Annotated in this window: 10 protein-coding genes; 8 read left to right on the top strand and 2 right to left on the bottom strand. The window is 69.0% G+C overall.

Going from position 1 to position 13,506, the window contains the following annotated elements; all coding sequences use genetic code 11:
• From VIB55_RS00360 to VIB55_RS00325, 8 genes are all read left to right on the top strand, one after another.
• Positions 1-959, top strand: a 959-nt coding sequence (locus VIB55_RS00360; RefSeq protein WP_331874669.1) for an NAD(P)H-quinone oxidoreductase, incomplete at its 5' end; no start/stop codon positions are given.
• A 132-nt stretch (positions 960-1,091) separates the two neighbouring features.
• Positions 1,092-1,769 (top strand): DUF1707 SHOCT-like domain-containing protein, encoded by a 678-nt coding sequence (locus VIB55_RS00355; RefSeq protein ID WP_331874668.1) that lies wholly within the window; start codon positions 1,092-1,094, stop codon positions 1,767-1,769.
• A gap of 68 nt (positions 1,770-1,837) precedes the next feature.
• Entirely contained in the window at positions 1,838-3,085 is a 1,248-nt protein-coding gene (locus tag VIB55_RS00350; protein ID WP_331874667.1) for a GGDEF domain-containing protein, read from the top strand.
• An 849-nt stretch (positions 3,086-3,934) separates the two neighbouring features.
• On the top strand, positions 3,935-6,874 hold the full coding sequence (locus tag VIB55_RS00345; protein WP_331874666.1) for an FAD-binding and (Fe-S)-binding domain-containing protein: 2,940 nt from the start codon (positions 3,935-3,937) through the stop codon (positions 6,872-6,874).
• Positions 6,867-7,880, top strand: a complete 1,014-nt coding sequence (locus VIB55_RS00340; protein ID WP_331874665.1) for a DUF4062 domain-containing protein — start codon at positions 6,867-6,869, stop codon at positions 7,878-7,880. The genes VIB55_RS00345 and VIB55_RS00340 overlap by 8 nt, the downstream gene beginning before the upstream one ends.
• Positions 7,881-8,429: 549 nt before the next feature.
• On the top strand, positions 8,430-8,951 hold the full coding sequence (locus tag VIB55_RS00335) for a PEGA domain-containing protein (protein ID WP_331874664.1): 522 nt from the start codon (positions 8,430-8,432) through the stop codon (positions 8,949-8,951).
• Between the two features lie 202 nt (positions 8,952-9,153).
• Positions 9,154-10,443, top strand: coding sequence for a glycosyltransferase (locus VIB55_RS00330; protein ID WP_331874663.1), 1,290 nt, complete (start codon positions 9,154-9,156; stop codon positions 10,441-10,443).
• Positions 10,444-10,613: 170 nt separating this feature from the next.
• Positions 10,614-11,978: a hypothetical protein gene (locus tag VIB55_RS00325; protein WP_331874662.1), complete on the top strand. Its 1,365-nt coding sequence runs from the start codon at positions 10,614-10,616 to the stop codon at positions 11,976-11,978.
• Between the two features lie 81 nt (positions 11,979-12,059).
• Here VIB55_RS00325 and VIB55_RS00320 read toward each other — a convergent pair whose 3' ends face one another.
• Together VIB55_RS00320 and VIB55_RS00315 are read right to left on the bottom strand one after the other, a co-directional pair.
• Positions 12,060-12,797 (bottom strand): LytTR family DNA-binding domain-containing protein, encoded by a 738-nt coding sequence (locus VIB55_RS00320; protein WP_331874661.1) that lies wholly within the window; start codon positions 12,795-12,797, stop codon positions 12,060-12,062.
• The coding region (locus tag VIB55_RS00315) for a sensor histidine kinase (RefSeq protein ID WP_331874660.1) at positions 12,794-13,506 on the bottom strand (713 nt) is incomplete at its 5' end. The genes VIB55_RS00315 and VIB55_RS00320, both read right to left, overlap by 4 nt.

Raw genomic sequence — 13,506 nt, 5'->3', positions numbered from 1 at the left:
AGCCGGGCGGGCCCGAAGTCCTGGAGATGCAGGATCGCCCCGTCCCGCAGCCCGGGCCAGGGGAAATTCGCGTAAAGGTGCACGCGTCGGCGCTCAATCGCGCAGACCTGCTGCAGCGGCGGGGCGCCTACCCCGCCCCGCCCGGCGCCCCGGCCGACATCCCGGGGCTGGAGTACGCCGGCGAGGTGGACGCGGTGGGGGAGGGCGCCGGGCTGTGGGCCGTCGGCAACCGGGTGATGGGCATCGTGGGCGGCGGCGGACACGCGGAGTACGTGGTGGTGCACGAGCGCGAGGGCATCCGCATTCCCCAGAACCTGGAGTGGGAAGACGCGGCCGCCATCCCCGAAGCGTTCCTGACGGCGTACGACTCGCTGTTCCGCCAGCTGGACCTGACCGTCGGCGAGCGGGTGCTGATCCTGGCCGTCGGCAGCGGCGTGGGGACGGCGGCGGTGCAGCTGGCCAGCGCGGCGGGGGCCACGGTGATCGGCACGTCGCGGACGGCCGCCAAGCTGAAGCGCGCGGCCGAACTGGGGCTTGAGACGGGCGTCGACACCTCGCGCGAAGACCTGGCCGAGGCGGTGAACCAGGCAACCTACGGCAGCGGCGTGCACGCGGTGCTGGACCTGGTGGGCGGCAAGCTGCTGGAGGCGTCCCTGCGCGTGGTGGCCCTGCGCGGCCGCGTCGTCGTCGTCGGCACGACGGGCGGCTCCAAGGTGGAGGTGGATTTGGGGCTGCTGCTGCGCCGGCGCATCCACCTGTTCGGCACCGTGCTGCGCAGCCGCCCGCTGGAGGAAAAGATCGCCCTGGCGCGCGAGTTCTCCAACGCGGTGATCCCGCTGATCTCTGCGGGGCGCATCAAGCCCGTGGTGGACTCCGTCTTCCGCTTCGACCAGGTGGCGCAGGCGCAGGCGCGGATGGAAGCCAACGAGAGCTTCGGCAAAATCGTGCTGACGTGGTAGGGGCGGGGATGGGGACGGGCGGCCGGCGCGTTTGAAACTTCCCGTCCGGCGTTTCGTTCGCCATCTTGTTGGTGCGTACCGGGCGTCGCTCGAGGCTCGGTGCAGATCGTCCCCTGGCAGGTGAGTGAGTCCATGTCCCAGCCCAGTTCCGCTCCCGTACCGCTGGAGCGGACGCGCGAGCAGACCATCCAGCAGCTCTGCCAGCACTACGCGGTCGACAACCTGACCGACACGGGGCTGGAGGAGCGGCTGGACCGCGCGCACGCCGCCGGCTCGCTCGAAGAGCTCCGCTCGCTCGTGTCGGACCTGCCCGTACTGCACGCCGCGCAGAGCGCGGCCGCGGGATCACACCTGCCCGCGACCGGCGGCTACAACGCCGATTCGCAGGTGATCGTCGGCATCATGGGCGGAGCCGAGCGCAGCGGTGCCTGGGCGCCCGCCAAAATGACGACCGTGATCGCCGTCATGGGCGGCGTGGACCTGGACCTTCGCGAGGCGCGCTTTGCCCCCGGCGTCACCGAGATCAACATCCTCGCGATCATGGGTGGCGTGGACATCGTGGTGCCGCCGGGTGTGCACCTGGACGTGAACGGCATCGGGATCATGGGCGGCTTTGGCCAGAAGGGCCACACCGACGCGCCCGCTGACGGCAGCGCGCCCGTGCTCCGCATCAGCGGGTTCGCCATGATGGGCGGCGTGGGGGTAAGCGTTCGCCTGCCCGGCGAAAAGGCCAGCGACGCCAAGCGCCGCGAGCGCCTGTCGCGCGAAGCCGCCAAGCTGGCCTCCGGCCGCCGCAGCCTGGGCTCCTAGCCTCATCTCGACGGCCAGGGCACTCCCCGTCCCTGGCCCGTTTCACCTCCCCGCATTTCCCGCCCGACATGACACCCGAGGACATCGGCGCACTCATATCCACGATCGGCCTGCTGACCCAGGCCGGCGGCGCCGTGCTGATGCTGGTGCTCTTTTCCGTGCTGCTGCGCGCCAACCAGCGCCGGCCGTACTTCGCGTACTGGACGCGCGGCTGGGCGGCCCTCGTCATCGCGCTGGCAGGCGTCGGCATCCTGTATCTGCCGCCGGTGCTGCCGGGCGACACGGCGATCATCGTGCGCGCGGCCGGGGTGATCTACCAGGTGGGCAAGCTGCTGTTCATCGCGTACCTGGTCGGCGGAACCCTCAACTACCTGCTGGGGCTGGACCCGCTCCGGTTCCGCCGGGTGGCGCTCCCATCCGCGCTCGGATTCGCGCTGGTCACCTCGCTGATTCCCGGCGTGGATCTGAACCACGTGATGCTGATGCAGGTGCCGGTGATGGTTGCCGCGTTCGGGGCCTGCTCCCTGCTCTTCCTGCGCCTCCCCCGGTCGCGCGCCACGCTGGGCAGCAGGGCCATCGGCGTGGTGTTCGGGAGCATCGCAGGGCTGTGGATTCTGTACGGCGTCGCGCTGGGGATGGTGAAGCTTTACGGAGTCCTCAACGTTGCGCGGCCGCTGAACTTCGTGCTGCAGTACAACAGCTACTTCGACCTGCTCGCCCAGATGCTGCTGGGGTTCGGGATGGTGGTGGTGCTGTTGGAGGATGCGAGACGCGAGGCCGACGATGCCCGCGCGCAGCTGGCGGTGGCGCACGACCATCTTCGCCGCGTGTCGCTGTACGATCCGCTCACCGGCGCGCTGAACCGCCGGGCCTACGACGAGGGCGTGGGATTGGAGGCGGTGGGCGCGCGCTTCGGGACGGCGCTGGTGATGGACATGGACAACCTCAAGGCCGTCAACGACACCTACGGCCACGCCGCGGGCGACGACCTGCTGCGGCGCACGGTGGAGACGCTGCGCAAGTCCGTCCGCCCGCTGGACCGTGTCTATCGCCTGGGGGGAGACGAGTTCCTGGTGCTCTTTCCCGCGGCGCGCGTGGAAGACGTGATGCCACGCATCCGCGCAGCGCTTCGCGAGGCAAACGAGGCGCTGGATGCAGGACAACGCGAGCGCCTCGCCATCGAAGCCAGCATGGGCGCCGCGGACTTCGGCGGGCTGGAAGACCTGCCCGCTGCCGTGAGCCGCGCCGATCACGCCATGTACGAAGAAAAGGCGCGCAACCGGGCTGTCTCGCCGGCGCGGGTGCCCGTGGCGTAACCGGCGCTAGAGAGGATGACGCCGCTGCGAAAAACAGCGGAAAGCCACGTGAACGGCCAGCGAGGCTTCACCTTCACCACCCTGCCTTCGGACAGGATGTCATCCCGATGGAGCGACCTCGGAAAGCCATGCCCGTACACCATCGATAGCAGCGACTGAGGGATCCGCCACACAGCCCGGGCGCAAACCGCACTCACCCCACGCGCCGTGCCCCAGCCGATTCCGGTCGCGCGACACACTCCAACACACACTCCAGCAAGCCAGTCCGCGCAGGCGGACTTCGTGTGTTTGTTGCAGCGGTTTCAACCGCCCGTGCCGGGGGGCGCACGCGAATACCCTGGGATCCGCGTCCTCGGCTGTCGTGCCGCTGCCGCGCCAAAGGTGAGAGGTGTCCTCAGCAAGATCCCACGGCGCGCATCGTTTGGCGGGCGGGATGGTTCGGTGCGCTCGCGCCTCTGGATGACACGGTTTTGCGCCGGGCCTGGCCGAAGCGCGATCGAATTCTCCCCTCTCCCGCTCGCGGGAGAGGGGCCGGGGATGAGGGCAGCCGGGGGGACGCGCCGGAGCGATCAGACGCCCCAAATTCCGCTCGCAATCCCAGCCCGAGCACCGGCACCTGCGGACGCGCACGATACTGGCTCCCTTCCCCCACGCAGTTTGTGGGGGAAGGGTTGGGGATGAGGGGCGCCTGTCGCGCGCACCCAACCCAAAGGACCGCGACACCCTCCGGCACGCATCCCGCAGCATCCCACCCCATCGTGCCGGCCGCGCCGCCCCGCCGTATGTTGTGGAACAAGGCCGGAGCACGCTCGCAGCCCGGCCAGCCGTCATCCACACAGCCCAGTCCTGATGCTCGTCATTCAGCCCGACGCAAAGGGAGCCCGCCTGGAGCGCGCCCTCAAGGAGCGCATTCGCGGCGAGGTTCGCTTCGACGCCAAGTCGCGCCTGCTCTACAGCACCGACGCCTCGCTCTACCAGATCCTTCCCGTGGGCGTCGTCGTTCCACGCGACGCGCAGGACGTGCAGAACGCGGTGCGGCTGGCGGCGGAGAACCGCGTGCCCGTGCTTCCGCGCGGTGGCGGGACGGCGCTGGCCGGGCAGACCGTGGGACCCGCGCTGGTGCTGGATTTCGGCAAGTTCATGAACCGCGTGATCGAGATCGACCCCGACCGCCGGCGCGCGCGCGTGCAGCCGGGCGTGCGGCTGGATCGATTGAACCGCGCCGCGGCGCCGCACGGCCTTACCTTCGGGCCGGACCCGGCCACCATCCGTCAGTGCTGCCTCGGCGGGATGATCGGCAACAACTCGTGCGGCGCGCGGTCGCTGATCTACGGCAAGACGGGAGACCACGTCCACTCGCTGGACTGCGTGCTTCACGACGGTGGCGCCGCGCACTTCGGGCCCGTGGGGCGCGACAGCGTGGAGGGGATGGCGGGCGTGGAGGGCGAGTTGGCGCGAAAGGTCCTGGGGCTGCTGGAGCCCGAGCGCGAGCGCATCCTTTCGCGCTATCCCAAGGTGCCGCGCCGCGTGTCGGGCTACAACTTCGACGCCATGCTCGAGGCGCCGGAGCTGAACCTGGCGCACCTGGTCGTCGGGTCCGAGGGCACACTGGCCACCGTCGTGGAGGCCGAGCTGGGGCTGGTGCCGGTGCCGCCCCACCGCGCGCTTGTGCTGCTGAGCTTCCGTGAGCGGTTCACGTCCTTCGACGCCACGCCGCACATCCTGGACGAGCCGGGACTGTCCGCGCTGGAGATCGTGGATTCGCGGGTGATGCAGGGCGCGCGCGAGCTGCTGGACTTCCGCTCCACGGCGTTGATGGCATCTCCCGATGCTCTCGGCGTGCTGTTCTGCGAGTTCAGCGGCGAGACGGCGGACGAGGTGGCGGAGCTGGCGCACGACTTCGCGCGGCGCGCGCCGGGGCTGCCGGGCAGGCCCACGCCGGGCGTGTACCTGTCAGCCCGCGAGCAGACGGCCGCGTGGGCGCTGCGCCAGGCGGCGACGGGGCTCCTGTATCGCACGACTGCGCATCGCGACATCAAGCCGCAGGAGTTCGTCGAGGACACCGGCATCGCGCCCGAAAAGCTGGGCGCCTACACGCGGCGTTTTGAAGAGATCGTGGCGCGCAACGGCACCACGCTGGGCTTCTTCGGGCACGCCGGGCAGGGGTGCCTTCACATCCGTGTGGACCTGAACCTCAAGCGCGGCGAGGACGTCGGGCGGATGCAATCCATCGCGCACGAGGTGGCGGAACTCGTGGTGGAGTTCGGCGGATCGCTTTCCGGCGAGCACGGCGACGGGCTGGCGCGCAGCGAGTTCCTGCCCATCATGTTCGGGCCGGAGATCATGGAGCTGCACCGGCAGGTGAAGCGCGCGTGGGACCCGGAAGACCGCATGAACCCGGGGAAGATCGTGCCGCCCGTGCAGCGGATGAGCGAGAACCTGCGCTTTGGCGAGGACTATCGCGCCCACCCCCCACAGACGTGGTTCGACTACTCCGAGGACGGCGGCGACTACGCGGTGGCGGTGGAGAAGTGCAACGGCATGGGGGTCTGCCGCAAGCTGGACGCCGGGACCATGTGCCCGTCGTTCATGGTTACACTTGAGGAGCAGCATTCTACTCGCGGCCGCGCGAACGCGCTGCGCGAGGCGATGACGGGCAGCCTGCCGGGAATGCGCAGCAAGGAGGTGCTGGAGTCGCTGGACCTGTGCCTGCAGTGCAAGGCGTGCAAGACGGAGTGCCCGGTGGGCGTCGACATGGCACGCTACAAGGCCGAGTTCCTGGCCCAGCACCACCGCGAGCACGGGGTGGACCGCAAGGCGCAGTTCTTCGGGCGCATCCACGACGTGGCGCGCGCGGCCTCCATCGCGCCGGGGTTCGCCAACTTCGGCAACAAGATGCTGTCGGGGATGATCAAGCGGATGGGCGGCATCGATCCGCGCCGCGACATGCCCACCTTCGCGCCGGAGCCGTTCCGCCGCTGGTTCAAGCGCCGCCCCCAGCCCGCGAGCGCCGATCGCCCGACGGTGATCCTGTTCGACGACACCTTCAACGGCTTCTTCGGCACCGAGCCGCTGAAGGCCACCGTGACGGTGCTGGAGCGCGCCGGCTTCAACGTGCAGCTGCCGAAGACGCAGGTGTGCTGCGGGCGCGCGGCGGTGAGCAAGGGGCTGCTGGACCACGCGCGCGACCTGCAGACCACGCTGCTGAACACGCTGGCGCCCGAAGTGGAGAACGGCGCGTGGATCGTGGGCGTGGAGCCCAGCTGCATCCTCACCCTGCGCGACGAGCTGCCGGACCTGGTGCGCGACCCGCGGACCAGGTCGCTGGCGGCGGCATCGGTGACGCTGGAGGAGTTCCTGGCCAGCCTGCCGGACTGGAAGCCGGGCCGGCTGGACGCGCGCGCCGTGGTCCACGGGCACTGCCACCAGAAGGCGCTCGTAGGGATGGAGCCCACGCGCCAGGTGCTGAGCCGGGTGGAGGGGCTGGAGTTCGAGATCCTGGACAGCGGATGCTGCGGGATGGCGGGCTCGTTCGGCTACGAAGAGGGCCACTACGACGTGAGCAAGGCCTGCGGCGAGCGCGTGCTCTTCCCCGCCGTCCGCGGCGCCGGGCCCGATGACCTGGTCGTCGCCCCCGGCTTCAGCTGCCGCCACCAGATCGCCGACTTCTGCGACGGCCGGCGGTCGGTGTCCACACCGGAGCTGCTAGCGATGGCGTGGGGAGTCCGCATGGGACCCGAGATTCGCACAGCCGTAACTATCTCCGCCGACAGGAGCAATCATGGATAAGCGTTATCAGGTGTTTATCAGTTCGACGTTTGCTGATCTCCATGATGAGCGACGCCGAGTGATGCAGACTATCATGGAACTGGACTGTTTTCCAGCGGGGATGGAACTCTTTCCAGCAGCTGACGAAGAGCAATGGGAGTTTATTAAGCGCGTAATCGATGATTGTGACTATTATTTGCTCATCATTGGTGGCCGGTACGGCTCCCTTACACCTGAGGGCATCAGCTATACAGAAAAAGAGTACGATTATGCGGTCGAACGAGGTCTACGCGTACTGGCGTTCCTTCACGAGCGGCCCGAGGAGATCGCGGCGAGCAAATCCGAATTGGACCCGGATGCACGGAAGAAACTCGATATCTTTCGTGACCGAGTTGCGCAAGGACGACTCGTCCGCTTCTGGACGCGGGGTGACGAGTTGCCTGGGCTGGTGGCACTAAGTCTGTCGAAAACGATGAAAGCATACCCTGCTGTCGGCTGGGTCCGCGCTACAGGAGCACCTAGTGCAGAGACATTAAGCGAGTTGAACGATTTGCGGCGAGGGATTAGCAACCTAGAGAAAGAACTTGAAGACGCGCGGCGCCAGATCGTCGCGGCACCTGTAATCTCTGATCTTGCTCCGCTTCAGAGCAGAACAACCATTCAGTGTGAGCATCGGGTCGGCAGCGTTCGTAGATCTTGGAGCGTCACCCTTGCGTGGCAAGAGCTATTTACTATCATCGCTCCCGCATTGTTGGATCATCCGAGCGACAGTTCTGCCCGAACCCGGATCTCTGCCCTCCTCCACACCTATGCTAAAAAGGATGGCATGCTTCCGGTGATAAAGGACATTGACTATGACACGATGAAGGTTCAGTTGATGGCATACCAGCTTGTGCAGATTAAGTATACCAAGAGCACAAGTGGCGGGATGGGTCTCTTTTGGAGCCTTACCCCTAAGGGACAAAGAGCGATGATGGAGTGGCGCTCCGTAAAAGGAGCCGGAGTAGAAGCCGACTACTCGACATGAAGCGACGGATAGTCCGATCAGACAAGGTGGAGTCCCGCTAGATGCAAGTCTTCGACGAACGCGTGCCTTCCCGAATGCGCTCGGGCCTACGGCCGATGACATGGTCGTCGCCTCGGCTTTAGCTGCCGTCTGGCACGGGGTATCCCATCACGGCGAGGTGCCCCGCTCGCCACCCCGCTGCCGCAGGACGAGCGCACGTCGAACGAATTTTCGTTGTCCGCCCCGCAACAGTAGCCCGCCGGCCGCACGGCCAGCGATCGGCACCGTGCTCCGGCTGGTCCCGTGGGCTGTTCAGGGCCCCCACTCGACAACGCGGCCGAGGGACGATAGTTTGTCGCCCGCTTGGTGCTCGTAGCTCCTGCAAACCGCTCGTTCTCGACCCAACACCCACGAATCCCAATACGCGCCCCCTGTATGGGGCTCGATACCGGCGAAGCGTACATCGACGCTCGCCTTGGTCGGGGCGTCGACGCCCCGCCGTTCACGGCGCTCGCTTGCCTGAACCCACCGGTTGGTCACGCGACGCTACCCCCGCTCAGGAGATGGTTCATGCGAAAGAAGATGATGTTTGCCCTCGTCCCCCTCACTGCATTGTCACTGAATGCCTGCGCCACGCTGTTCACCGGCACCAAGGACACGATCAACTTCAACTCCAACCCGGCCGGCGCCACGGTGCTCATCGACGGGATCGAAGTCGGCAAGACGCCGATCACCGTTCCCGTGAAGCGGAGCCTGTCGGGCAAGACCGTCATCCTCCGCATGGCCGGCTACCAGGACCGCACGTTCGAGCTGAGCCAGGAGTTCAACGTCGTCAGCGTGCTGAACCTGGCCAGCATTGTTGGCTGGGGGATCGATGCCGCGACCGGCTCCATCATGAAGTACGACCGCAAGGACTACCAGATGGACCTGGAGCGGCGCACCAGCATGGCGCAGCAGCTTGGGGTTCAGCACGTGGTTCTGATGGACGAACTCGCCCGGGACGCCGAGGGGAACAGCATCATCCCGCAGGTGTTCGGCGGCAGCATCGCGATCGTCGACACGCAGACGCAGCAGATCATCGTCGCCAAGTAAGTAGTGCCGCCGGTACGCCGGTGATCGCGTAGAGCACGGGCGCCCGTCAGGACATCGAGTCCTGGCGGGCGTCCGTGCGTTCGGCGGATGCGAGAGGGGGCGGGCTCGACGAGAACATTGCCGCGCGGTCGATGGAGGTACAATCATTCGCCGCTGACCGGATGTTCGCCCTCCCTCCGCTCCATCCAGCCCCTCCTTCCCCATGCCTCCTCCGCGATCCTTCCTGTTCGTGACCTTCGAAGGCGGCGGCAACGTACCGCCGGTGCTGGGGATCGCCCGGCGGCTCGCGGCGCGCGGCCATGACGTGCGCGTACTCACGGAGCCCTGCCTGCGGCCGGCCGTGGAGGCGCTGGGCGGACGCTTCCTCGCGCTCCCGCCGCCGTTCGCGCGGCAGGACCGGACGGAGGACCTGATCGGCGACTCGGCGGCGATGACGCCCCTCGGCGCGCTGCGGGCCACGTTCCGGCACGTGGTGTTCGGTCCGGCGCGGATGGTGGCCGACCAGACGTGCCGGGCGATGGAAACGCAGCCGCCGAGCGTGGTGGTGGCGGACGCGCTCATGCCGGGCGCGCTCATCGCCGCGGAGTGGATGGGCACGCCGCGCGTGGTGCTGTTCCACATGCCCGAATACCTGCCCGGCCCGGGAAGGCCGGCGGCGGGCCCGGGCTTCCTGCCGCGTTCGGACCTCATCGGCCGGGTGCGGGATGAGTTGATGACGCGCCTGTTCTACAAGCAGGTCGAACCGTTCCTTCCGGCGTACAACGAGGCGCGCCGCCCGTTCGGACTGGCGCCGCTCGCTTCGTCGCAGGAGTTGGTGGGGCAGTACCACGCGGCTGACCTGCGGCTGATCCTGACCTCCCGCGCGTTCGACTTTCCCATCACGCCGCCGCCGCCCAACGTGCGGTACGTGGGGCCCGTGCTGGACGACCCCGACTGGGCCGGCGAGTGGCAGAATCCGTGGCCCGCCGACGATCCGCGTCCGCTCGTGGTCGCCAGCCTGTCATCCACCTTCCAGAACCAGCGCGACATCCTGCAGCGCATCATCGCCGCGCTGGGCTCGCTGCCGGTGCGCGGCCTGGTCACGCTGGGTCCCGCGATGGCGGGAGCGCGGTTCCAGGTTCCCGGCAACGTCATCACCGTCGACCACGCGCCGCACGCCCGGGTGTTCCCGCACGCGTCCGCCATCGTGACGCACGCGGGGCACGGCACGGTGATGCGCGCGCTGGCCAACGGCATACCGCTCCTCTGCCTGCCGATGGGCCGCGACCAGGACGACACCGCAGCCCGCGTTGTCGCCCGCGGTGTGGGGCTGAGGCTGCGTCCGTCATCCGGACCCTCCCGGATCGCCGCCGCGCTCCGGCGGCTCCTGGACGAGCCGGCGTTCAGGACGAGGGCCGGGGAACTGGGCAAGATCATCCGCGGCGATGCAGCGGAGGATCGCGCGACGAAGGAGCTGGATGAGATCGCGGAGAAGGTGAACCGCCGCCGATAGAAGCCGGCGCTCCGGGTGACCGGGGAGGGAAATCGCCGGCCGGGATATCAGACGGCAGAGCACTCCGGATTGAAACGTTCTCTCTGCGGCCCCCGTGTCCTCGCTTGCGGGATCGTCCCTCCACCAACGCTGCGCCTCGACAGGGCGTGGAACGCGGAGTGAACACGTAGATGCCCACGAGATGGCTTCACCGCCGTGTGCTCCCACGGCAGGCAAGGGTAAAAGGAGCGGCGCCGGCCCCGCACCGCGTTCGCGCCGCGAGCGCCATCCGCCTTCTGCTCACCGTGGCCGCGTGCTCGACCGCGGCGCCGCCGCTGTACACGGCCGAGCCGGGGCGGCTGCGCTGGGAAGCAGCCGAGGCGCTGCAGGGCGCCACGCCTGATCCTTTCTTCACGGCCGAGCAGCTAAAGGCGGCCACGGAGGCGATCACAGCGGTTCGGAACCGGTTCCCCGAGGTCCGCGACATCGGGGCCGCGGGGCAGCTGCCGCTGACGATAAGGCTCACCGACTCTGCCTGGGCGCGTTTCGTTTCCCGCTTTCCGGACGCCGCGGGGGATACGCTGCGCCCGCGGACGGGATTACGCCAGATCGACAGCCTGAACGGGGCCCTGGGGGCGCGCGGGGTGCGAATCGCACACCGGCTCTTGGGCGGCGAGGTGGATGTGCTGTTTACGCGGCCCGCCAACGGTCCGGCGCTGGCGGCGCGTTACCGGCGACTGCCGGACGTGCGGTCCGCCGGGTCTACGCTGTACGTGGGCGGCGGCTCGTCCATCGGCGCGCGGCTCAACGGCGACACGGTGCGGCTGACCCTTTCGCGCGGCTGGGGGGACTGCCTGTCGGGGTGCATCTATCAACGGACGTACGTGTTCACCTACGACCGGCGCACCCGCCGGGTGGCCCAGGTAAGCGACAGCGGCGATCCCACCCCCACCGCCGGCCTGGAGGCGTGGCTGCGCCGGCCGGACTGGGCGGCGTTCGACCGGATGGCCGAAGAGGCGCGCGGTGCCTACGCCGACTGCATGGCGCGGGACCCCCGCACGCCCATCCGCGTTGTGCGCGAACTCGCGCCCCGGCTGCGGACACTGGATGAGGGGGCGGTGGATGAGGTCGTCGCCCGGCGGGACGTGCGGCGTGACCCCCTGTTGCTAGCGCGTCTGGCATCCCTGGGCAGCGTGGGTGCGCCGGCGCGGGCGGTGCTCTTCGACGAGCACGGGCTGGCCCTGGCGCGCAATCCCCGCACGCCGGAGTTCGCGTTGCGGGCGTTGCTGGAGGAGTACACCAGGCGGGATCCACCCCCCTTGGAGATCAGCCGGCTCCTGGTCCGCAATCCGGGTGTGCTGGGCGACCGCGAGATGCTTCTGCACCTGCTGCGCGAAGGGCAGATGCTGGACGAGGTGCGGGCGGAAGGGTGCCGTGCCTACGCGGCGCGCGATTACCCGTACTGGGAGCGGACGGGCACGGCCGATGGTAGCGCTGGGCCATGGTATAGCCGGGTTCCCTGCCCGGAGCTGCGACCGCCGGCTCCATCTCCGTGACGGGGGATCCCGGCGGACGCCGCAGTCCACTCGGGTGCCGGCGCGGTGGGCATGCAGAACTTCGTGTACCGAATCAGCCGGTCAGCGCACCATCTCGCGCAGGGACTGCGAGCCCGCGCGGCTGGCCACCACCTCGGAGCCGTCTGCGAAGCGGATGGAGAGGCGCCGCTCGTCGTACGGGCGGATGGCGGATACGTGGTCCAGGTTCACGATGTGCGCCCGGTGCACGCGCCGGAAGCTTGCCGGGTTCAGCCGGCGCTCCAGCTCGTTCAGGCTGATGTCGGCCAGCACCTGGTCCGTGCCGGTGCACAGCGTCACGTAGTCGCCCGCACCTTCGATCCGGTGCACGTCGCGCATGCTCACCGGCACCATCTCGCCCCGCCTGCGCACGAACAGCCGCTCCAGGTACGGCTCAGGCGCGGCGGCGAGCGTCGGCGGCGCTGTTGGCGGGGCAGCGAGACGGCGCGCCACCCGGTCCACCGCAGCCTGGAAGCGCGTCCATCCGAACGGCTTCACCAGGTAGTCGTACGCCTCTACCTCGAACGCGCGCAGGGCATACTCCGGGTACGCCGTGGTGAACACCGGCGCGGGGCGGTGCGCCGCGCGCTCCAGCACCTCCAGGCCGGTGCACTCCGGCATCTGCACGTCCAGGAACACCACGTCGGGCGCCAGCCGGTCGATCAGCTCCACCGCCGCCGTCCCGCTCTCCGCCTCACCTACGAGCACCAAGCGCGGGTCGCGCTCCACGAAGCGCCGCAGCCGCTGGCGGGCCAGCGGCTCATCCTCCGCCACCACGGTCCGCAGAATCATCACGCTCATTGCTGCGCCGCCATCATCAGCGCGGGCGCAGCGGCGGGAAGCATGATGTCAACGCGGAACCCCGCGCCCGGCGCCGTGCTGATCCGCATCTGCCCATCCTCCCCGTAGCGCGCCTCCAACCGGCCGCGCACCAGCCGCAGCCCCGCGCCGGGGGCACGCTCCACCTGCTCCACGATGGCGCCCGGCCCGTCATCCTCCACCGACAGCAGCAGCCGGCCGCCTTCCCGCGCCGCGCGGACGCGGATGGACGTAGGCGCCACGCGAGCCGACGCCGCGTGCTTCACCGCGTTCTCCACCAGCGGCTGCAGCACGAACGAGGGAACGGTGCACGACAGGGCGTCGTCATCCACCTCGATCTCGGCGATCAGGCGCGTGCCCAGGCGAAGCTGCTCGATCCACAGGTAGTCGCGCACGAGCTGGATCTCCTCGTCTAGCGGCACGTCGTCGGCGGCGCTGCGGCGGACGTCGATGGTGCGGTGGAGCAGCGCACCGAAGCGTTCGATGGCCTCCTCGGCCCGCCCGTCGCCCGCGCTCACCAGCTCCAGCAACCCGTGCAGGGTGTTGAACAGGAAGTGCGGATTGATCTGCGCGCGCAGGGCCTGCATCTCCGCGCGCGCGTGCAGCGCCTCGGCACGGGCGGCGCGGGCCTCCTGCTCGCGGAGGCGCGCGCCCACCTCGCCCACGTACCGCACGGCCGCGATGGTCACGT

The sequence above is a fragment of the Longimicrobium sp. genome, from assembly GCF_036554565.1.
GTDB lineage: Bacteria > Gemmatimonadota > Gemmatimonadetes > Longimicrobiales > Longimicrobiaceae > Longimicrobium.
This window is presented reverse-complemented; position numbering and strand designations above follow the sequence as displayed.